The organism is Porphyrobacter sp. TH134 (assembly GCF_002855495.1).
Lineage (GTDB): Bacteria > Pseudomonadota > Alphaproteobacteria > Sphingomonadales > Sphingomonadaceae > Erythrobacter.
Genome location: NZ_PKRO01000011.1, coordinates 1 through 19,377, shown reverse-complemented (window position 1 = coordinate 19,377; position 19,377 = coordinate 1). Strand labels below are relative to the sequence as shown.

The following is a 19,377-nucleotide window of genomic DNA, read 5'->3' as shown; positions in this document are numbered from 1 at the left end:
CCCCGCTTGCTGCTTGGCAGTACCGCGCCCGACAGGGGAGATAGCATGACCGCATTCTGGGCCGAGCCCGATTTCGACGCGCACGAACTGGTGCAACTGGTTCACGACCGTGCGAGCGGGCTGACAGCGATCATTGCGGTCCATTCCACCCATTGTGGCCCTTCGGCGGGCGGCACCCGGTTCTGGCATTACAGCGATCCGGCTGGCGCCATGCGCGATGCGCTGCGCTTGTCGCGCGGGATGAGCTACAAGAACGCGATGGCCGGGCTGCCGATGGGCGGCGGCAAGGCCGTGATCCTGGCCGATGAACAGCGGATCAAGACCCCTGAGATGCTGGCAGCCTTTGGCGATGCGGTTGAGGGTCTTGGCGGGCGTTACGTGACCGCTGAAGACGTTGGTATCACCGAAGCCGATATGGTCGCGGTATCCCAGCGCACCGCGCATGTTTCGGGCCTTCCTGTGACAGGCGCGGGCAGTGCGGGCGGTGATCCCGGCCCGTTCACCGCCTATGGTATCTATCTCGGCATCAAGGCGGCTGTGGCGCACAAGCTTGGCAAGGACAGTCTTTCGGGCGTTCATGTCGCGGTGCAGGGCACGGGTAGCGTGGGCGGCGGGGTTGCCCGCTTGTTGGCGCGTGATGGGGCCAAGTTGACCCTCGCCGATATTAACGCGGCCCGCGCCGCATCGCTGGCAGCAGAGCTTGGCGGCGTTACGGCCTCAACCGATGGCATCATGGCGACGCCGTGCGATGTGTTCAGCCCGAACGCGCTGGGCGCGATCCTTGATGACGAGGGCATTGCGGCGCTTGATTGCGCGATTGTGGCGGGCGGCGCCAACAACCAGCTTGCCAAGCCCCAGCACGGCGCCAATCTTGCCGCGCGCGGTATTCTGTATGCGCCCGATTATGTGATCAACGCGGGCGGAATCATTTCGGTCGCTACCGAATATCTCGCCCGCCGCGACGGCCGCACCGGCGATATTGCCGAAGTCAACGCGCTGGTCGCGCAGATTCCCGGGCGACTCGAAGCGATCTGGCAGGAAAGCGACAGCAGCGGCGTTTCGGCGGATGTGGTCGCTGACCGGATGGCGCAAAAGCTGATCGGACGCGGCTGAAACGGGCACGGCTGCGGGAACGATCCCCCGCTGTATGAATTGCAGTCTTGTCCGCTCTGGGTGTAACGCTACAAGCTCGGCGAGACGCTAAACATTATGCACATATACGCCAACCCCACCCGCTTTCTGTCACTTGCCCGGTGGCTGACACCGCTTCTGTTCTGGAGCGGTCTGGCGCTGTCTGTAGGTGCGGTTGCGTGGGGCCTGTTCATGGTGCCGCCTGATCGGCTGATGGGCGATACCGTGCGGATTCTGTTCATTCATGTCCCGGCGGCCTGGCTCGGCATGGGCGGTTGGGCGGGGATTGCGATCTCCAGTGCCATGCTGCTGATCTGGAAGCACCCGCTGGCCGCACTGGCGGCGCGGGCGATTGCGGTGCCGGGGATGGTGTTCTGCGCGATCTGCCTTGCCACCGGATCGATCTGGGGCCGCCCGACCTGGGGCACCTGGTGGGAGTGGGACGGACGGCTGACATCGATGCTGGTGCTGTTGTTTCTTTACGCCGGTTATATCGCGCTGACAGAAGCGGCCGAGAAGGAAGGCTCCTCGACCAAGATAGCCGCCATTTTCGGCATGGTCGGCGCGGTCAATGTGCCGATCATCAATCGCAGCGTGGTGTGGTGGAACTCGCTCCATCAGCCGCCGAGCATCACCGCTGGTAAAAGCGCGATCGAGGCGACGTTCCTTGTGCCGCTGCTGATTGCGGTGGTCGGCTTTTCCTTGCTGTTCGGCGCGATAGTCTTGATGCGGATGCGGGCGTTGATTGCGCAGGCGCAGGTCGAAGCCCGGCTGCGTCGCCGCGCGCTGGATGATGACGCGCCGGCCATGGCCGCTGCGACCCCGGCGATGGAACAGGCATGATGCGCGAACAGCTTAACCAATGGGATTTTGTCCTGATGGCCTATGGCGTGGGCGTGGTCGCGCTGGCCATGCTGATCGCATGGGCATGGCGTTCGATGGCCCGTGCCGAGGCTCGGCGTGATGCGGTGCGGCGGCGCTGAACAGGAACAATGCAATGAAGGCGAAGCAACAACGTCTGATCCTTGTGATCATTGCCCTGCTGGCGATTGTCGGCGCGGGTCTGCTTGCGGCCTGGAGCCTGCGCAATCAGGCCAATTATTTCTACCTTCCCGAACAAATGGCATCAGAGCCGCCCGAAGTCGGCCAAGCGGTGCGGTTGGGGGGGATGGTGAAGGCTGGCTCGATCCAGACCATGCCTGACGGTGTCACCGTGAACTTCATGGTCACCGGCAACACCGCCGATGCAATCCCCGTGCGATACAGCGGTATCTTGCCCGATCTGTTCGTCGAGAATTCGGGCGTGGTGGCTGAAGGCAGTCTTGGCCCGGACGGCGTGTTTGTCGCCACCAACCTGCTGGCCAAGCATGACGAAAACTACGTGCCCAAGGAACTCGAAGGCATGGGGACCGAGCAAGCCGCCAAGATGGCCGCTGAAACCACAGTCGGGTTGAAGTAACATCGTGCCACAAACGAGGGCCAAGCAATGACTGCCGAAATCGGACTGGCCGCCTTGTGGCTCGCGGCCGCGCTGGCGGTGCTGCAAATGGTTTCTGGCGCTTTTGCGCTGCGTGCTGCCGAAGGTGAGGTCAACGCGCTGGCGATCTATGCCCGCCCGGCGGCTGTGGTGCAGGCGTTTTTGGCGGTGCTCGCCTTCATCATGCTGCTCTACGCTTTTGCGACCACTGATTTGTCGATCAAGCTGGTCGCGAGCAACTCCCACTCGATGAAGCCGATGCTTTACAAGCTGACCGGCACCTGGGGAAACCACGAAGGGTCGATGCTGCTATGGGTTGGCGTGCTGGCGCTGTCGGGCGGCTTGCTGGCAGGCTTTGAAAAGCGGCTGCCTGAACGCACTATGGGCGCGACGCTCGCGGTGCAGGGCTTTGTCGCGCTCGGTTTTTATGCCTTCTTGCTGCTGTCTTCCAATCCGTTCGAGCGTCTGCCCGTCCCGGCGGCGGAAGGCATTGGCCTTAATCCGTTGCTGCAGGACATCGGTTTGGCGATCCATCCGCCTACGCTGTACGCCGGTTATGTTGGCCTGTCGGTCGCCTTCAGCTTGGCGATGGGCGCGCTGCTGACCAATCAGGTGAACCCGGCTTTCGCCCGTGTGCTTCGTCCGTGGGTGCTGGGCGCGTGGGTGCTGCTGACCTTCGGCATTACCGCCGGTTCCTATTGGGCCTATTACGAACTGGGCTGGGGCGGCTGGTGGTTCTGGGATCCGGTCGAGAATGCCTCGCTGATGCCGTGGCTTGCGGCAACCGCGTTGATGCATTCGGTCAGTGTGCTGGCCGCGCGCGATGCGCTGCGGACGTGGACGATCATGCTGGGCGTGCTGGCCTTTTCAATGTCGATGCTGGGCACTTTTCTGGTACGGTCGGGCGTCTTGACCAGCGTCCATGCTTTCGCTGTCGATCCGGAGCGGGGGGCCTTCATCCTCGGCCTGCTGCTGCTCTACATCGGCGGCGCGTTCACGATCTTTGCTCTGCGCGCGGGCGCCGTGGCCGAAGGCAAGCGCTTTGCGGTGGCCAGCCGCGAAGGTGCGCTGGTGTTCAACAACGTGATGCTGTCGGCGATCCTCGCGATCGTTTTGCTGGGGACGCTCTATCCGCTGCTGACCGAAGCATTTGATGTCCGGGTCAGTGTTGGCCCGCCCTATTTCAATCCGGCCAGCGCGATCTTTGCCGTGCCGATGTTCCTGGTGATGGCGGTTGGTCCGCTGCTGCGCTGGAAAAGCGACAAGCCTGCCCGGCTCCAGATCGAGCTTGGGCTGATCGCGGCGCTGGTGATCGGGACAATTGTGTTGGTGAGCTTCTTTGGCCAGTTCCCGCTGCTGCCGTTGCTGGGCCTTGGCCTTGCCGCAGCGCTTGCTGTGGCGGCGTTCATGCCGCTGCGCGGCCGCAAGCTGTGGCGCGTGCCAGTGGCGACGTGGGGCATGGTGCTGGCGCATTTCGGCGTCGCCGTCTCGCTGTTCGGCATGGCCTGCGAAGGCGCGTTCTCGCAGGAACGGCTCGCGGCGGTTGCCCCGGGCGGCACGGAACAGATTGGCGATTTTTCGGTCACTCTCCAGAGCGTGACCCCGGTCGCTGGGCCAAACTGGACGGCGATCGAGGCCCGGCTCGCGATCAGCGAGAGCGGGGGTGAGCCTGTCATCCTGTATCCTCAGGCGCGCAGCTTCTGGTCGCCGCCGATGTCGACCAGCGAAAGCGCTCTGCTCACCCGGTGGGACGGGCAGCTTTATGCTGTCATCGGCAATCAGGCCGAAGACGGGCGCTGGCAAATCCGCGTGTGGTGGAAGCCGTTTGTGACCTTCATCTGGTATGGGGGCCTGCTGATTGCGCTGGGCGGGGTGCTGGCGATTGCGGGCCGCGTGAAGGTGGACGTGAAGCGCCGCACGGCAAGCACCAAAGGTGCTGAGCGGCGCGCCGATCTTGAAGCGCTGGGCGCTTCACCGGCGCCGGCGGAATAATCGGCCATGCGTTCACGGCTGTATCTTTGGGTGCCACTCGCCCTGTTCGCCTTCTTTGCAGGGGTAGCAGCGTACATGCTGACCCAGGAGAAGGACGAGTTCGTCCAAAGCGCGATGATTGGCCAGCCACTGCCCGACTTCACGCTTGAGCCAGCCTATGACGGACTGCCCGGAGCAGCAAAAACAGATTTCGTTGGCCGTGGGCCACGCTTGCTCAATATCTGGGCCAGCTGGTGCCTGCCGTGCATCGCCGAGGCCCCGCAATTGGAAGCGCTGCAAGCACGCGGCGTGGAAATCATTGGCATTGCCATCCGCGACCGGCCCGGCGATGTCGCCAACTTCCTTGCCCGCCACGGCAATCCCTACACTCGGATTGGCAGCGATCCGATTTCTGAAGTGCAGCTGGCGGTCGGCTCGTCCGGCGTGCCTGAAACCTTCGTGATCGATGCCAAGGGCGTGATCCGGTACCAGCATATCGGCGACATCCGCGAAGGCGATGTGCCCAAGCTGCTCGCAGAACTGGAGAAGGCCCGATGATCCGGTGGTTGGCCGCGTTTTTCATCGCCATTCTGGCGCTTCCGGTGGCGGCGCAGGATACCATGCCGCCGGCACCTTACGCCTATAGCCAGCTCGACAACCCGCAGCTCGAAGCCGAGGCTGCCGCACTGATGCACACCTTGCGCTGCATCAAATGCCAATCGCAGTCGATTGCCGATAGCGACGCGCCGATGGCTGGCGATATGCGCCATCAGGTGCGCAGCCGTATTCTCGCTGGTGAAAGCCCGGATGAGATCCGCCGTTGGCTGATCGCACGGTATGGCGATTATGTCAGTTACGAACCTGAGGTCAGCGCCACCACGTGGCCGCTGTTTGCTGTGCCCGTGCTGATCGTGCTGGTGGTGGCAGGCGTCCTGCTGCGGCGCCTTGGGCAGCGGCGTGGCAGTTCAGAAGGGCAATCATCATGATCGGCGGTTGGCTGGCAGTTGCGGCACTGGCGCTTGCAGCTTTTGCCTTTGCTGCGGTGGTTTTGCGGCTTCCGCGCGAAGGGATGACGCTGTTTGGCGCCGTGCTGGTTGCCGGTCTTGCCGGTTATGCCTGGCAAGGATCGCCCGGTCAGCCCTCGGCGCCCAAGGTTGCGGCTGTCGCGGCTGGCGGAGAGGGTGAGGCGATGGTGGATGGCCGTTCCGCGCTGTTCGACCGCACCTTGCCGCCGCCCAATTACTTGGTGACATCGGATGCTTTTGCGCGGCGGGGGCAGTTCGGGGATGCAGCGGCGTTGCTGCAAAAAGGACTGCGGGATAATCCGCGTGATCTGGAAAGCTGGCTTGCGCTTGGCCTTGCCCTTGTCGGCCATGCCGATGGTTTTGTAACGCCCGCCGCGCTTCAGGCCTTCGGACGCGCCCGGGCGATCGATCCGGCGCACCCGGGCGCGGAATATTTCCTTGGTTTTGCCTATCTGCAAAGCGGAGAGATTGTGGCGGCCCGCAATGTCTGGGCGGGGCTGGTGGAGCGTTCACCGGCCGATGCTCCGTGGCGTGAAGGGTTGACCGCTGAAGTGGCCCGACTGGACGACATGATCGCACGCGCACCGATGCTAAAGGGCAGGTGACGCCTTTCTGTCATGTGATGTTTTGCCTGCGTGAGTTATGTTGCAGGTGCTAATGCGCGGTGCTAGGTGCCCGCGCCGCTGGCTCTGAGTTCTTCAGGCCGGGTGGGCAGTACCGGGGGACACGGGAAATCCGAGTATCATGAGCAGCACAGCAGCATCCACCAACCCGCCCGCCGCGCATAGCCACGGTCACAAAGCCTCCACTCTGACGCTCGCCGTCGGGGCTGTGGGGGTGGTGTTTGGCGATATCGGAACCAGCCCGCTCTACGCGTTTCGCGAAACATTTGCCTCGCACAACGGCGCGCCGGGCATTGCGCCGGACGCAGCGCATATCCACGGGGTCCTGAGCCTGGTCTTCTGGTCGATGATGATGGTGGTGACGGTCAAATACGTCTTTACCATCATGCGCGCCGACAATCGCGGCGAAGGCGGCAGTCTGGCGCTGCTCGCCTTGATCAAACGAACATCAGGCCAAGCGGGGTGGACAGCGCCGCTGATCCTGCTCGGCGTGTTTGCAACGGCGCTGTTTTATGGCGACAGCATGATCACCCCGGCAATCTCCGTGCTGTCGGCGACAGAGGGGCTGCAATACATCGTTCCCGGCTTCAAACCGTGGATCGTGCCCACAGCAGTGGCGATCCTGTTTGCCCTGTTTGCCATCCAATCGCGCGGGACCGACCGGGTGGGCAAGCTGTTCGGCCCTGTGATGCTGACCTATTTCACCATGCTGGCAACGCTGGGCGTCATGCATCTCAGCGCCAATCCGGCGATCATCCTTGAGACGATCAACCCCATCAACGCGATGCGTTTCTTTGCGACAGATGGGTTTGTCGCTTTTGTTGCGCTTGGCAGCGTCGTGCTGGCCGTGACCGGGGCCGAGGCGCTTTATGCCGACATGGGGCACTTCGGCCGGAAACCGATCGGCCTTTCTTGGCTTGGCTTTGTGTTCCCCGCGTTGATGCTGAACTACATGGGGCAGGGCGCGTTGATCCTGTCGCAGGCCACGCCAGAGGCGGCGGCGGCGCTGGTCAAGGATCCCTTCTTCCTGATGATCCCCGATGTGGTCCGTGTGCCGGTCATCATCGTTGCATTGCTTGCGACCATCATCGCCAGTCAGGCGGTGATATCGGGTGCATTCAGCCTGACCCAGCAAGCCATCCAGCTGGGTTTCATACCGCGCATGGAAATCCGCCACACCAGCGCGGCCGCAGCCGGGCAGATTTACATTCCGGCGATCAACTGGGGCCTGATGGTCATGGTGATCCTGCTGGTCTTGTTCTTCCAATCATCCAGCGCGCTGGCGGCAGCTTATGGCATCGCGGTAACCGGCGCGATGTTCATCGACACGCTGCTGCTCGCCGCCGTGCTGTTCGCTCTGTGGCGCTGGCCGATCTGGAAGGCGCTGCCGTTGGTGATTGTCTTTCTGATCGTGGATATCGCCTATTTCGGCGCGAATCTCATCAAGGTGCCGCAGGGCGGATGGGTGCCGCTGATGATCGGGTTTGTGATCTTCACCCTGCTCACCACCTGGTCGAAGGGCCGTGAGTTGATGCGGGCGAGCATGACTGAAAGCGCGCTCCCAATCGAAATCTTCGCCAAGAGCGCACATGGCAGCGCCACCCGCGTGCCGGGCACGTCGGTGTTCATGGCCTCGACCAATTCGGGCGTGCCTTCCGCGCTGCTCCACAATATCAAGCACAACAAGGTGCTGCACGAACGTGTGCTGATCCTGACCGTAGCGGTGCAGGGGATGCCCTATGTCGACGAGGCGGAGCGGTATGAGTGCAAGAATTTGGGCAACGGGTTCTTCCGGGTCACGATCAATTGCGGGTTCCTTGAAGAGACCGACGTGCCCAAATTGCTTAGCGCGCTGACGCTGTGCGATGGGGCGTTCGAGATGATGCACACCAGCTTCTTCCTGTCGCGCCAGACGCTGCTGGCCTCGGCCAAGCCCGGCATGGCGATCTGGCGCGAAAAGCTGTTTGCGTGGATGCTGCGCAATGCCGCGAGCGCGATGGCGTTCTTCCGCTTGCCGACCAACCGCGTGGTGGAACTGGGAAGCCAGGTGGAGATTTGAGCCCTGGTGCTGCCCTCACGCTCTTCGCACCGCTCAGCCTGATGGCCATAGCATGTGGGCCGGACACGGCTGGCAGCGCGCCGGCGTCCGAAGGCAAACACGTTTTTATGAGCAATCCGGTCGTTCATTTCGAAATCCCCGTCACCGATTTGGACCGGGCTATCGCGTTTTACGAAGGTGTGTTCGGCTACCAGCTGAGCCGCCAGAACGTTGACGGTTACGACATGGCCTTCTTCCCGCGAGCGGATGGCGCTGCCGGGGCGAGCGGCGCGCTGGCCAAGGGCGATGTCTATCGTCCATCGCATGATGGGCCGGTGATCTATTTCGATGTGCCCGATATTGACGCGGTGCTGGAACGAGCAACCGCGCGCGGATCGAAGATGCTCTATCCGAAGAAGGACATCGGTGCTGGCGGGTTTGTCGCTGAGATCGAGGACAGCGAGGGCAATCGGATTGCCCTGTCGCAGGTCAAGCCCTGATTATCCCCCCGTTGGCGGCTCGTCCTTCAGTGGTTCGTCCCGATCCTCGAAGTTCAACCCATGCTTCAGCAGCATCGGAATCTGGCTGAAGGTGAACAGGAAGGTCAGCGGCAGGAACACCCAGAGCTTGGCCCACAGCCAGCCTTCAAAGTCCATCTGCGCGCGCAAGGCTTCATTGAGGCCGGCGAGCAGCAAAAAGAATACACCCCAATTGCGCGACAATTTGAGCCAGCCTTCGTTCGACAGGCCTTCAAATGCGGCTTCGAGCAGGATTTTCAGCAAGGCCCGCCCGGCAAAGAACCCGACCAGCAGGATAATCCCGAAGCTCGCGTAGATAATCGTGGGCTTTAGCTGGACGAAGGTCGGATCACCGAAAAAGATCGTCAGGCTGCCGAAGCCGACGATCAGCGCGGTCGAGAACCACAGCATCGGCGATACCTTGCCGAGCCGCCATTTCGATACCATCAGCGCGATGACAGCGGCCACCATGAAAGCGCCGGTGCCCGCAATGATCGCCGACAGCTCGCCCACCGGGTTCGGATCGGCCGGCGATTGCCAGCGATAAACCCCGAGGAACACCAGCAGCGGACCATAATCGACCGCCACGCTGATCCAGCTGGCAGCAGCTTTTTTGGTTTCGTTCTCGTTCATCAGGCCACCCCGGCAATCACGCGCGCAACCAGATCGGGATCGAACGGGCGCAGGTCTTCCAGCTTTTCGCCCACCCCGATGGCGTGGATCGGCAGGCCGTATTGCTCTGCCGCCGCCACCAGCACGCCCCCGCGCGCGGTGCCATCCAGTTTGGTCATGATGAGGCCGGTGACGCCTGCGACTTCCTTGAAGACATCGATCTGGGCGAGCGCGTTCTGGCCATTGGTCGCATCCAGCACCAGCACCACATCGTGCGGCGCTTCGGGGTTGAGGCGGCCGAGCACGCGGCGGATCTTGGCCAGTTCCTCCATCAGCTCGGACTTGTTCTGAAGGCGTCCTGCCGTATCGACGATCAGCGCGTCGATCCCGGTGTCGGTGGCCTGTTTGACCGCATCAAACACGATCGCCGCCGGATCGCCGCCCTCAGGCCCGCGCACCAGATCTACGCCGATCCGGCCCGCCCAGGTCGCCAGTTGCCCGATGGCGGCGGCGCGGAAGGTGTCTCCCGCTGCCAGCAGCACGCCGTAATCATCCTCCTGAAACAGGTGGGCGAGTTTGGCGATGGTGGTTGTTTTGCCTGAGCCATTGACCCCGATCACAAGGATCACCTGCGGGCGCGGAAAGGCCGTGATTTCGAGCGGCTTTGCTACCGGGCGCAGGATCGCGGCGATTTCTTCGGCGACAGCTTCCTTCAACTCGCGGGTGGTGATTTCCAGCCCGAAACGCTTGTCCGAAAGTTTGGCGCGGATGCGGGCAGCGGCCGACGGGCCAAGGTCGGATAGGATCAGCGCATCCTCGACCTCGTCGAGCGTTGCATCGTCAAGTCTCGCCGATCCGCCTGATGCGCCGGGAAGGTTTGCGGTCAGCCGCTCGGAGGTTTTGGCAAAGCCGCCAAAGAGGCGCTGGGTCCAGCTGGTTTCACTCATACGAGCAGGCCCTCCCTGAACCCGCGCACAGTCACTTCGATGATTTCGCCCGCGCGCGTTCCTTCGGGCAGCGCGACGCGGGCGTAATTGGGGGCATAGCCCGTGCCGTCGCGTTCGGCGAGGACGGGGAGCGTTTCGCCCACAAGGCTTTCGAGCCAAGCCGCGCGGCGGGCCGCGGCGCGGGCACGCAGGTCGGCAGCACGGGCCTTCACCACCTCGCGCGGCAATTGCGGCATGCGCGCCGCAGGGGTGCCGGGGCGGGGCGAATAGGGGAAGATATGGGCGTGGACGATGTCCAGTTCGTCGATGATCGCAAGGTTTGCGGCGTGGTGCGCCGCGTCTTCGGTCGGGAAGCCTGCGATCAGGTCCGCGCCGATGCTGATATCGGCACGCAGCGCTTTCACCCGTGCGACCAGACCTACAGCATCGGCGCGCAGATGGCGGCGCTTCATGCGCTTCAGGATCATGTCAGCACCGTGCTGCAAGCTCAGGTGCAGGTGCGGCATCACCCGCGCGTCATGCGCCAGCAGCTCGAACAAGCCTTCGTCAATCTCGATCCCGTCGACCGAGGACAGGCGTAGGCGTGTTAGTTGATGAATTTCATCCAGGATGGCCTGAACGAGCGCGCCCAGTCGGGGTGAATTGGCAAGATCATGTCCCCAACTGGTAAGATCGACACCCGTGAGGACAATTTCCTTAGCCCCTGCCGCGCAATGATTTCCCACCTCCTGTAGGACTTCAGCGACAGTCAGCGAACGGCTTTTGCCCCGTCCTTGGGGAATGACGCAAAAAGTGCAGGCATGGTCGCAGCCGTTCTGCACGGCGACAAAAGCGCGGGTGCGGGCGGGGGCGATCGGGGGGGCATCGCCCGCCACATTCCAGGCCCTTGGATCAAGCTTGGCCGCGTTGGCGACCAATCCATCCACTTCCTCCATCGCGCCAAGGGCGGCGCGATCAATCTCCGCGGCGCAGCCGGTAACAACCAGCCGCGCTGCCGGATGATCGCGGCGCGCCCGGCGGATCGCTTTCCGGGTCTGGCTCAGCGCTTCGCCCGTTACCGCGCAGGAATTGACCACCACCAGATCTCGCTCACCAGCAAGCATCGCCCGCATCTCTTCGCTTTCCGCGATATTCATGCGGCAGCCCAGGCTAATGATCTGCGGGGCGTTCAAGAATAATCGTCCCAGTCGAAGGTGCCGCGAAAGCTGATTGCCGCCGGCCCGGTCATCTCGATGGTGCCGCCCGGCGCCCAGGCAATCGTCAGATCGCCGCCGGGCAGGGTCACGCGCACCGGACTGTTCACCAGCCCGCGCCGGATCGCGGCGACCGCTGTCGCACAGGCGCCGGTGCCGCAGGCACGTGTCAGTCCGGCGCCGCGCTCCCACACCCGCAAGCGCAGGTGATCCGGCCCTGCCACGCTGGCGACATTGACATTCACCCGCTCGGGAAACAGCGGATCATGTTCGATCACCGGCCCCAGCGCCCCCAGATCGACCGCATCGGCATCACCGACAAAGAAGATCGCATGCGGGTTGCCGACATTGACCGCCATCGGGTTGTTCAATGGCTCCCAAGCGACCGGCATGGCAAAGGCGTCCATCGCAAAAGCCAGCGGGATCACATCCCAGTCGAACCGGGGCGCACCCATGTCGACCCGCGCCGCGCCTGCCAGCGGCTCAAGCCTGATCGGCCCGCCAGCCGTCTCGACAGTGGCCGCAGCGCCGTGCAGCAGGGCGACAGCGCGGCTGCCATTGCCACACGCTCCGGATTCACTGCCATCAGAGTTGAAGAAGCGCGCGCGGAAATCGTGCGTCGCGCTCGGTTCAAGCAGAATCAGCTGATCGAACCCGATCCCCGTCCGCCGATCGCCCAGTGCGCGCACGACGGCGTTGGTCATGGGGGGGATGACCGCTTCGCGCGCGTCGAGCACGACAAAGTCGTTACCCAGCCCGTGCATCTTGATGAAGGGGATCGTCTGCATCACGGCTGCGCATCTATGCGCCCCGGCACGCTGCGTCCAGCCCTGCGCGCCCCGCGCCGGCGCAACTTGCCAATTGGTGCAGTGGCGTGGCTGGCGGTCAGGGGCGGGCGATACGGGAGATGCTTGGCACCTCGTCAGCCGCGGTGCTTGCCATAGTCATCTGGCCACCCGTCAACATGCCTGCCGCCTTCAACCGGGTGCGCACAGCGTCGGCATCTTCAGGCTGGCCATAGAAATATCCTTGCGCTTTGAGGCGGCCGAGCCGCTTGAGCGCCTTGAGGATTTCCTCGTCTTCAACGCCTTCCGCCGTCAGTGGCAAATCAAGCCCGCGCCCCAGCGACACAATCGCTTCGACAATCCGCGAACGATTGCCCGGCTCACGCAGTTCGGACACGAAGCTGCGATCGATCTTGATCCGGTCAAACGGCAGATTGCGCAGCTGCTCAAGGCTTGAATAACCTGTGCCAAAGTCATCAAGGCTGATCTTCACGCCCTGATTGCGCAGCGAAATGATCATCGATCGCACCAGACCGATGTTTTCATGCAAGCAGCTTTCGGTGATCTCGATCTCAAGCCGCGGCGGCGGGAAATTGGCCGCCACCAGCTTTTTCAGCAATCGCTGGGCAAACCACGGATCGCGTAGCTGAACCGGCGAAATATTGATCGAAAGCGTCAGGCTGTCATCCCATTCGCGCGCATCGGCAAAGGCCTGTTCCATCAGGCGTTCTGACATGTCGTTGATCAGGCCGATTTCCTCGGCGATGGGCACAAAGATGTCGGGGCTGATCAGGCCGAGTTGCGGCGAGCGCCAGCGGGCAAGCATTTCAAATCCGACCAGCGCGCCGGTATCCACATCGACCTGCTGTTCGTAGAAGGGGACGAATTCGCCGTTGGAGAGGCCGCGGCGGATGCCGGTTTCGATCTGATTGCGGAACCTGATTTCGCTCTCCATGCTCGGTTCGAACCAGAAGTAGCGATACCGGCCCTGCTTTTTGGCGTGGTAGAGCGCCATGTCCGCCCGGTGCATCAGTGTGGCGGCATCGACCACCAGCCCGATTGTCCCATCCGCTTCGTGATCGGCCGCAAGCCCGATCGACATGGTCATTTCGAGGGAAAGCTCAGGCAGTTGGAACGGCTGTGCGACAGATTCGAACAACCGGATCACCAGATCATCGACCCGGTCGGCGTGCCCGGCCTGAAAGGGCATGACAAAGGCAAATTCATCGCCGCCAAGCCGGGCGAATTGGGCTTCACGCGGCAGCAGGGCCTTCACCCGTTCGCACAGCATCACCAGCACGGCATCACCTGCGGAGTGGCCGTGCATGTCGTTGACTTGCTTAAAGTTATCAAGATCGATCATGCAATAGGCGACAGCCTCCCCGCGGGTTGCGGCGCGGGCGCGCAATTCTTCGGTCGCCTCGAACATGCTGCGCCGGTTGAGGCACTGGGTTAGCGGATCAATCGATGCCAGCAACCGCGCGCGGGCTTCTGCCTCACGGCGTTCCGCGATCTCGCGGGTCAATTCGCGGTAACGGCGCCAGCCAAAAATGATCAGCGCGATATTGAGCAGCAGGGCATTGACCAGGATGATGTCCGGGCTGGAGCCAGTACCCAGCAGCGCGGCGACTGTCTTGGGCAAGACCGCGCCGCCTGTGCCGACCAACATGATGATCGAAGCCACAGCGATGCCCAGCGCGATGATGTCGCGTTCGGCTGCCTCAAGCGGATTTGTGGGCTCGTGATCGGTCAAAACCATTGCCTTGTCTGAACGGCGCCCATGATCAGATACCCGGTCAATTACGCCCTTGTGCCGGACAATCGCATATCACGCTAAAGATAGCGTTAATCCCCGGGATCCGAGGGCGCTGAAAACCCGGGCTTGGCGAGTCGCAACATTGCGGGCTATCGGGACGCTCTCAACGCTGGGAGCACGCTGCTGCATGGCCTATTGGCTGATGAAATCCGAACCGTTCAAATACAGCTGGGACGATCTGGTCGCCGAGGGCGAGGGGACGTGGGACGGGGTGCGCAATTATCAGGCGCGCAACAATCTGGCCGCGATGCAGGTGGGGGACGAGGCGTTTTTCTACCACTCGCGCGAAGGGCTGGAGGTGGTCGGCATTTGCACCATCAGCGTGGCCGGGATCACCGATCCCACGGACGAGACCGGCAAGTGGGCGGCGGTGAAGATCAAGCCCAAGGAAAAGTTTGCCCATCCCGTGACATTGGTGGCGATCAAGGCCGAACCGCGGCTGGCTGACATGCAGCTGATCCGCCAGTCGCGCCTGTCAGTGTGCGGTGTGACGCCGGCTGAATGGCGGGTGATTTGCGATATGGCGCGCGGCGCGTAACAGCAATTTCTATTGCATATCAATAATCTGGGTTGCAAAGCCACGGCTGGTCGCGGCGGTGCCTCTGTTCGCCTTGCTCTGCTGGCTGAAACGGAACATCGGCCGGCCGATCCGCTTGATGACTGGCGAAGCGCCGCCGCATTGGCCCGCGCGATGAAGGAGGCTCCTATGGGCAAGCTCACCGAAACCATCAAAGGCACCGCCAACGAACTGGCTGGCCGCGTGAAGCAGCAGTCCGACAACCCCGAAACCCGCGCCGAGGGCCTGAAGCAGGAACTCAAGGGTAAGGCCCAGAAGGTCAAGGGCGACGTTCAGGGCGCCATGGGCGACAAAATCTGATCGTCACGCCCCGATTGACGATCAACGTGAAGGCCGCCTCTTTCCCCTTTGAGAGGCGGCCTTCTTCGTGTCAGACTCTGTTCCGCGCGCGCAGGCCGCTGATGGTTGCGCCGCTGGCCGCGATGCGTTCAAGGTCGGTGACAGCGTGGATCAGGCGCAGACCCGTGCGTGCCTTGGCCTCACCGAGGGATGCGATGAACTGCTCGGTTGTTTCGGCCCGGACAGTCCACGCGCCAAAGGCCGCGCCCAACGCCGCAAAGTCCGGATTGATCAGCTGCGTGCCTGAAACCCGCCCAGGGTACTCTCGCTCCTGATGCATCCGGATCGTGCCGTAAGCGCCGTTATCCACCACCACCACGATCAGATTCAGCCCATATTGGGCCGCCGTCGCCAGTTCCTGACCGTTCATCAGGAAATCACCGTCGCCCGCAACGGCGACGACCGTGCGGCCCGGAAAGCGCAGCGCCGCCGCGACAGCGGCTGGCACGCCGTAACCCATCGCGCCGCAGGTCGGTGCCAATTGGCCGGGATAGGCTTCGTAACGCCAGTAGCGATGCCACCAGCCGGCAAAGTTTCCCGCCCCGTTGGCGATGATGGTATCGGCGGGCAGCGCCGCGCGCATCGCTGCCACGCAGGCGGCAAGGTCGATCGGGGCATCGGATGGTTGGCAGGTTGACCATTCGCGCCATTCGCGATGAGCCTCGGCCCCGGCGCCGAAGGGAATGATGGCCTCATCCTCCCATAAGGCTGCGCATTCGGCGAATTCATCGACCGCGCAAGCCAGCGCAAGATCGGTGCGATAGACGCGGCCCAGTTCTTCCGGGTCGGGGTGGATATGAACGAGGATCTGGCCGGGGTGTTCAAGGGTCGGAACCGCGTAACCATCGGTGGTCGCCTCACCCAGCCGCGCGCCCACTGCGATGATGAGGTCGGCGTTTTTGACCCGCTGGGTCAGCAGGGGATTGGGGCCATAGCCAAGGTTCCCGGCATAGACCGGGCTGGTAGGCGCAATCGCATCCTGCCGGCGGAAGGCCGTGGCCACAGGCAAGCCGATGCGTTCGGCAAAGTGCTGGAAGTGTATGCGCGCCTTGGCGTTCCAGCCCGCGCCGCCGATGATGGCGATGGGGCTGGCGGCATCCGCGATCAGATCAAACAGGGCAGCCATAGCGTCCGGGCAGACAGCTTGTGCTGGCCGCAGGACAGCGGGGCGCGGTGTGAGATGGGCCGGGACATGCTGGGTCAGCATGTCTTCGGGCAGGGCAAGCACCACCGGGCCGGGCCGCCCGCTGATCGCCACAGCATAGGCGCGGGCGATGTATTCAGGGATGCGCAAGGGATCATCGATCCGCGCCGCCCATTTGCAGATCGGGCCAAAGAAAGCGGGAAAATCGACTTCCTGAAACCCCTCGCGCCCCTGCATGGTGCGGGCAACATCGCCCACAAACAGGATCATGGGCTGCGAATCCTGATGCGCGACGTGAACACCGATGCTGGCATTGGTCGCGCCCGGACCGCGCGTGACAAAGGCGACACCAGGCCGCCCGGATCCGGCAGCATTCATTGCTCCGTCAGCGCAGGCCATGAAGGCCGCTCCGCCTTCCTGTCGGCAGGTGACGACATCGATGTCAGGCCAGTCGGGCAGGGCATCAAGCACGGCCAGAAAGCTTTCGCCCGGCACCGTGAAAACCCGATCGCACCCCTGCTGGGCCAGACAATCGACCAGCAATGCAGCCGCGCTGCGGGTGGAATCAGGCATGTCACAATCTCCGGTCGGGTCGCTCGCCAGCCTCTACATCTCGCCGCCAAACCGTGCAAACCTGAGAGCCGGGCGGAGTGGTCGCTTCAGCCTGTCCCATGCTGCGACACATTCGCCGCAAAGCGTTTCCAATGGTTAAGAAAGTCCTAATGCTGGTGGGCCTGCCACAGGAGACTCGCCAATGCGCCGCAGCTTGGTTCTTACCGATGAAAGCGCCCGTCACTGGTTCCGCCGGCGTCTGCCGCCGCATGTGAAGCGCGACCTGATTCCGATCCCCGCCGAGGCTTTGTGGCGGTTGACGGTGGATGACGTTCGCGGGGTGGCCAGCACCTATGTGGCTTCCACCCTCGCGATTCTTGCCTTCATTATCTAGGCATCGTCCGGCGTTCGCAGCGCCTCGGCGGCGTGCAGCTTGCGCGCGAGGTGGGCTGAAAACAGGCACAGCACGAGGCTGAGCAGCAATTGTTCTTGCAACGGAATGCCGAAAAAGCCCAGCGCCCCGGCCGCGCCAGCCCCAACCACCATGAACACCGATGAGATGAAGTTATTGGCCGCAACCGACCGTGACGCTTCGGATTTGTCGACGCGGGTGGTGAGAAAGGCATAAAGCGGCACCACGAACATCCCGCCTGCAATCGCGATCAGCAGCAGGTTGGCAATCAGCACCAGTGCGAGCGGCTGCGACACAAACTCGCTTACCGTGAACAGCTCTCCCGACGGGGTCAGGTTCCACATCCGGCACAGGCCGTAAAAGCACACCAGAAGCACACCAAGCACGAGGACCGAGGGCGCAGAGTAACGCGCCGAAATATCGCCTTTCAGCAACGTGTTGATCGACACCGAACCGATGGCAATTCCGGCTGAAAAGGCCACCAGCATGACCGCTGCGACCTGCTTGTCGGCAAGCAGCACATTCTTGGCGAGCGGGATGAACTGCACCGACAGGATCGCTGCGATGGCCCAGAAATAACTGATCGCCAGCACCGAATAGCGCAATTCCAGATTGCCCATCGAAAAGGCGATCAGTGATCGTGACGCGCGGATCGGGTTCCAATCGACTGTCGTCTCGTCCGACTGGGCCGGCGCAGGCGGAACCCAGCGGCAAACCAGGTACCCCACCAGTGCAACCGCAATCACCCCGATGATGCTGCCCATCACCGGCATTGCGCCGCCCAGGATCATGCCGAACAAAATCGCCACATAGGTGCCCGCTTCGACCAGTCCGGTGCCCGCCAGCACTTCATCCTTATGGAGATGCTGGGGCAGGATTGCGTATTTGATCGGGCCGAAGAAGGTGGAGTGCACACCCATCGCAAACAGCGCGGCAAACATCAGCGGAATGGCCAGGCTTTCGATCTGCATCCCTTGTGAGGCGAGCAGCAATCCGGTTGCGCCCACCGCCATGATGATGATTTCGGCAAATTTGATCCAGCGGATGATCTTGGTCTTGTCGCGCATGTCGGCCAGTTGGCCTGCAGTGGCTGAAAACAGCACGAAAGGCAGGACGAACAGCGCGGTGGCCACGCCGCTGATGAGCGTTTCCATCTCAGGCGAATCATACACCTGATAGACCACGAACAGCACCATCGCGTTCTTGTAGAGATTGTCGTTGAACGCATTAAACAGCTGCGTCAGGAACAGCGGGAGAAAGCGCCGCCGACGCATCAGATCGATCGATGTTGTCATGCGGAGGTCTGGCTGTCGCTTCCCTGTTTATTACTGGCACATAGCGCCAAGGGCGGCAGGCACAAGGGCGCATGATCCGGCCGGGCGCAGCGCGCCTGTTTGCGATGATCGTGGGCAATCGAGGGGGCGAGGGGTTTTGCCGCAGCGAAACCGGCGCTAGACGATGAAGCAACCATGTCGAGCCTACCCAACATCCTCACCCTGTCGCGCATTTTTGCGGTACCATTGCTGGCATTTTTCCTGTGGTGGCCGGAATGGCGGCTGGGGTATCTGATCGGCTTCGGCTTGTACTGCGTGATTGCGCTGACCGATTATCTGGACGGCTATCTTGCCCGCGCGCATGGCACGGTCTCGAAGATGGGTACGTTTCTCGATCCGATTGCGGACAAGATCATGGTGGCTGCCGTGGTGCTGGTGCTGACCGCGCAAGGATACCTGCGCGGCCCCTATGCCGGGGACGTGCATGTGATTGCCGGACTGGTTATTCTGGTGCGCGAGATTGCGGTATCAGGCCTGCGCGAATTTCTGGGAGGCATTCAGGTCTCGATGCCGGTATCGAAGCTGGCGAAGTGGAAGACCACCTTTCAGCTCGTCTCGCTCGGCGCGTTGATCCTGGGCGGCGCGGTGCACGGTGCGCCGTGCCAGTCCGTAGGCGAGGGTTGCGGCACCATCGCGCAAAGCTGGGTGCACCTGATCGGCCTTGTCAGCTTGTGGACGGCGGCGGTGCTGACCTGCATCACCGGCTGGGATTACCTGCGGGTCGGCCTCAAGCACATGGACTGAGCCGCCTGCTCACCGGGCCTGATTGAGACTGGCGCGGATGCGTTAGACCTGTTGCGAAAGCCGGGCCAGTTTGATTTTTCTGGGACATCGAGTGAGGACAGGGGGGTGTCTTTTGATGCAAGGGATCAGAAGCCGGCCT

General features: G+C 62.7%; 21 protein-coding genes. 14 read left to right on the top strand and 7 right to left on the bottom strand.

Features of this window, described 5'->3' with window-relative positions; translation table 11 throughout:
• The first annotated feature begins 45 nt into the window (after nt 1-45).
• From C0V72_RS06950 to C0V72_RS06910, 10 genes are all read left to right on the top strand, one after another.
• Complete coding sequence (locus tag C0V72_RS06950) at nt 46-1,113, top strand: Glu/Leu/Phe/Val family dehydrogenase (protein ID WP_101792663.1); 1,068 nt, start codon at nt 46-48, stop codon at nt 1,111-1,113.
• 96 nt (nt 1,114-1,209) lie between these two features.
• Nucleotides 1,210-1,974, top strand: coding sequence for a heme ABC transporter permease CcmC (gene ccmC / locus C0V72_RS06945; RefSeq protein ID WP_101792660.1), 765 nt, complete (start codon nt 1,210-1,212; stop codon nt 1,972-1,974).
• Nucleotides 1,974-2,114: a heme exporter protein CcmD gene (gene ccmD, locus C0V72_RS16375; protein ID WP_172438941.1), complete on the top strand. Its 141-nt coding sequence runs from the start codon at nt 1,974-1,976 to the stop codon at nt 2,112-2,114. Before ccmC ends, ccmD begins: the two co-directional genes overlap by 1 nt.
• Nucleotides 2,115-2,128: 14 nt before the next feature.
• Nucleotides 2,129-2,590, top strand: coding sequence for a cytochrome c maturation protein CcmE (gene ccmE / locus C0V72_RS06940; RefSeq protein WP_101792657.1), 462 nt, complete (start codon nt 2,129-2,131; stop codon nt 2,588-2,590).
• Nucleotides 2,591-2,617: 27 nt separating this feature from the next.
• Entirely contained in the window at nt 2,618-4,600 is a 1,983-nt protein-coding gene (locus tag C0V72_RS06935; RefSeq protein ID WP_101792653.1) for a heme lyase CcmF/NrfE family subunit, read from the top strand.
• 6 nt (nt 4,601-4,606) lie between these two features.
• Nucleotides 4,607-5,137, top strand: coding sequence for a DsbE family thiol:disulfide interchange protein (locus C0V72_RS06930; RefSeq protein ID WP_101792650.1), 531 nt, complete (start codon nt 4,607-4,609; stop codon nt 5,135-5,137).
• The gene (locus C0V72_RS06925; protein ID WP_101792648.1) at nt 5,134-5,565 is read left to right on the top strand and encodes a cytochrome c-type biogenesis protein; all 432 of its coding nucleotides are present in this window, start codon (nt 5,134-5,136) and stop codon (nt 5,563-5,565) included. The genes C0V72_RS06930 and C0V72_RS06925 overlap by 4 nt, the downstream gene beginning before the upstream one ends.
• The gene (locus C0V72_RS06920) at nt 5,562-6,209 is read left to right on the top strand and encodes a tetratricopeptide repeat protein (protein WP_101792646.1); all 648 of its coding nucleotides are present in this window, start codon (nt 5,562-5,564) and stop codon (nt 6,207-6,209) included. The genes C0V72_RS06925 and C0V72_RS06920 overlap by 4 nt, the downstream gene beginning before the upstream one ends.
• Nucleotides 6,210-6,348: 139 nt before the next feature.
• Nucleotides 6,349-8,286 (top strand): potassium transporter Kup, encoded by a 1,938-nt coding sequence (locus C0V72_RS06915; RefSeq protein WP_101792643.1) that lies wholly within the window; start codon nt 6,349-6,351, stop codon nt 8,284-8,286.
• 107 nt (nt 8,287-8,393) lie between these two features.
• Complete coding sequence (locus C0V72_RS06910) at nt 8,394-8,765, top strand: VOC family protein (RefSeq protein ID WP_101792640.1); 372 nt, start codon at nt 8,394-8,396, stop codon at nt 8,763-8,765.
• Here C0V72_RS06910 and C0V72_RS06905 read toward each other — a convergent pair whose 3' ends face one another.
• From C0V72_RS06905 to C0V72_RS06885, 5 genes are all read right to left on the bottom strand, one after another.
• A complete protein-coding gene (locus C0V72_RS06905; RefSeq protein WP_101792637.1) occupies nt 8,766-9,416 on the bottom strand; it encodes an inner membrane-spanning protein YciB in 651 nt (216 codons plus the stop codon).
• The gene (gene ftsY, locus C0V72_RS06900; protein WP_101792634.1) at nt 9,416-10,342 is read right to left on the bottom strand and encodes a signal recognition particle-docking protein FtsY; all 927 of its coding nucleotides are present in this window, start codon (nt 10,340-10,342) and stop codon (nt 9,416-9,418) included. Before ftsY ends, C0V72_RS06905 begins: the two co-directional genes overlap by 1 nt.
• Nucleotides 10,339-11,514, bottom strand: coding sequence for a MiaB/RimO family radical SAM methylthiotransferase (locus C0V72_RS06895; protein WP_101792632.1), 1,176 nt, complete (start codon nt 11,512-11,514; stop codon nt 10,339-10,341). The genes ftsY and C0V72_RS06895 overlap by 4 nt, the downstream gene beginning before the upstream one ends.
• The gene (dapF, locus tag C0V72_RS06890; protein WP_101792789.1) at nt 11,511-12,323 is read right to left on the bottom strand and encodes a diaminopimelate epimerase; all 813 of its coding nucleotides are present in this window, start codon (nt 12,321-12,323) and stop codon (nt 11,511-11,513) included. Before dapF ends, C0V72_RS06895 begins: the two co-directional genes overlap by 4 nt.
• 97 nt (nt 12,324-12,420) lie before the next feature.
• Nucleotides 12,421-14,079: an EAL domain-containing protein gene (locus C0V72_RS06885; protein WP_172438940.1), complete on the bottom strand. Its 1,659-nt coding sequence runs from the start codon at nt 14,077-14,079 to the stop codon at nt 12,421-12,423.
• Between the two features lie 184 nt (nt 14,080-14,263).
• On the opposite strand from C0V72_RS06885, the gene C0V72_RS06880 reads away from it, so the two are divergent.
• Both C0V72_RS06880 and C0V72_RS06875 read left to right on the top strand, forming a co-directional pair.
• Entirely contained in the window at nt 14,264-14,674 is a 411-nt protein-coding gene (locus tag C0V72_RS06880; protein WP_101792629.1) for an EVE domain-containing protein, read from the top strand.
• A gap of 168 nt (nt 14,675-14,842) precedes the next feature.
• Complete coding sequence (locus tag C0V72_RS06875; RefSeq protein ID WP_101792787.1) at nt 14,843-15,013, top strand: CsbD family protein; 171 nt, start codon at nt 14,843-14,845, stop codon at nt 15,011-15,013.
• Nucleotides 15,014-15,083: 70 nt separating this feature from the next.
• On the opposite strand, the gene C0V72_RS06870 is transcribed toward C0V72_RS06875, so the two are convergent.
• Complete coding sequence (locus C0V72_RS06870) at nt 15,084-16,769, bottom strand: thiamine pyrophosphate-dependent enzyme (RefSeq protein ID WP_101792626.1); 1,686 nt, start codon at nt 16,767-16,769, stop codon at nt 15,084-15,086.
• A gap of 181 nt (nt 16,770-16,950) precedes the next feature.
• On the opposite strand from C0V72_RS06870, the gene C0V72_RS06865 reads away from it, so the two are divergent.
• Nucleotides 16,951-17,142: a hypothetical protein gene (locus C0V72_RS06865; protein WP_101792624.1), complete on the top strand. Its 192-nt coding sequence runs from the start codon at nt 16,951-16,953 to the stop codon at nt 17,140-17,142.
• Here C0V72_RS06865 and C0V72_RS06860 read toward each other — a convergent pair.
• Nucleotides 17,139-18,455 carry an MFS transporter gene (locus C0V72_RS06860; RefSeq protein WP_101792621.1) on the bottom strand — a complete coding sequence of 439 codons (1,317 nt, stop codon included), beginning with the start codon at nt 18,453-18,455 and terminating at the stop codon, nt 17,139-17,141. The two genes, C0V72_RS06865 and C0V72_RS06860, sit on opposite strands and share 4 nt — an antisense overlap.
• A gap of 174 nt (nt 18,456-18,629) precedes the next feature.
• Between C0V72_RS06860 and pgsA the strand changes: the two genes are divergently transcribed.
• The gene (gene pgsA, locus C0V72_RS06855) at nt 18,630-19,238 is read left to right on the top strand and encodes a CDP-diacylglycerol--glycerol-3-phosphate 3-phosphatidyltransferase (RefSeq protein WP_101792618.1); all 609 of its coding nucleotides are present in this window, start codon (nt 18,630-18,632) and stop codon (nt 19,236-19,238) included.
• Nucleotides 19,239-19,377: the final 139 nt, after the last annotated feature.

What these genes read in the sequence shown, in the direction of transcription:
- ccmD (WP_172438941.1), top strand. Translation starts at nt 1,974, where the DNA reads ATGCGCGAACAGCTTAACCAATGGGATTTTGTCCTGATGGCCTATGGC.
- C0V72_RS06875 (WP_101792787.1), top strand. Translation starts at nt 14,843, where the DNA reads ATGGGCAAGCTCACCGAAACCATCAAAGGCACCGCCAACGAACTGGCT.
- C0V72_RS06915 (WP_101792643.1), top strand. Translation starts at nt 6,349, where the DNA reads ATGAGCAGCACAGCAGCATCCACCAACCCGCCCGCCGCGCATAGCCAC.
- C0V72_RS06905 (WP_101792637.1), bottom strand. Translation starts at nt 9,416, where the DNA reads ATGAACGAGAACGAAACCAAAAAAGCTGCTGCCAGCTGGATCAGCGTG.
- C0V72_RS06860 (WP_101792621.1), bottom strand. Translation starts at nt 18,455, where the DNA reads ATGACAACATCGATCGATCTGATGCGTCGGCGGCGCTTTCTCCCGCTG.
- ccmC (WP_101792660.1), top strand. Translation starts at nt 1,210, where the DNA reads ATGCACATATACGCCAACCCCACCCGCTTTCTGTCACTTGCCCGGTGG.
- pgsA (WP_101792618.1), top strand. Translation starts at nt 18,630, where the DNA reads ATGTCGAGCCTACCCAACATCCTCACCCTGTCGCGCATTTTTGCGGTA.
- ftsY (WP_101792634.1), bottom strand. Translation starts at nt 10,342, where the DNA reads ATGAGTGAAACCAGCTGGACCCAGCGCCTCTTTGGCGGCTTTGCCAAA.
- C0V72_RS06920 (WP_101792646.1), top strand. Translation starts at nt 5,562, where the DNA reads ATGATCGGCGGTTGGCTGGCAGTTGCGGCACTGGCGCTTGCAGCTTTT.
- C0V72_RS06930 (WP_101792650.1), top strand. Translation starts at nt 4,607, where the DNA reads ATGCGTTCACGGCTGTATCTTTGGGTGCCACTCGCCCTGTTCGCCTTC.
- C0V72_RS06935 (WP_101792653.1), top strand. Translation starts at nt 2,618, where the DNA reads ATGACTGCCGAAATCGGACTGGCCGCCTTGTGGCTCGCGGCCGCGCTG.
- C0V72_RS06870 (WP_101792626.1), bottom strand. Translation starts at nt 16,769, where the DNA reads ATGCCTGATTCCACCCGCAGCGCGGCTGCATTGCTGGTCGATTGTCTG.
- dapF (WP_101792789.1), bottom strand. Translation starts at nt 12,323, where the DNA reads ATGCAGACGATCCCCTTCATCAAGATGCACGGGCTGGGTAACGACTTT.
- C0V72_RS06880 (WP_101792629.1), top strand. Translation starts at nt 14,264, where the DNA reads ATGGCCTATTGGCTGATGAAATCCGAACCGTTCAAATACAGCTGGGAC.
- C0V72_RS06925 (WP_101792648.1), top strand. Translation starts at nt 5,134, where the DNA reads ATGATCCGGTGGTTGGCCGCGTTTTTCATCGCCATTCTGGCGCTTCCG.
- C0V72_RS06885 (WP_172438940.1), bottom strand. Translation starts at nt 14,079, where the DNA reads ATGGTTTTGACCGATCACGAGCCCACAAATCCGCTTGAGGCAGCCGAA.
- C0V72_RS06950 (WP_101792663.1), top strand. Translation starts at nt 46, where the DNA reads ATGACCGCATTCTGGGCCGAGCCCGATTTCGACGCGCACGAACTGGTG.
- ccmE (WP_101792657.1), top strand. Translation starts at nt 2,129, where the DNA reads ATGAAGGCGAAGCAACAACGTCTGATCCTTGTGATCATTGCCCTGCTG.
- C0V72_RS06865 (WP_101792624.1), top strand. Translation starts at nt 16,951, where the DNA reads ATGCGCCGCAGCTTGGTTCTTACCGATGAAAGCGCCCGTCACTGGTTC.
- C0V72_RS06910 (WP_101792640.1), top strand. Translation starts at nt 8,394, where the DNA reads ATGAGCAATCCGGTCGTTCATTTCGAAATCCCCGTCACCGATTTGGAC.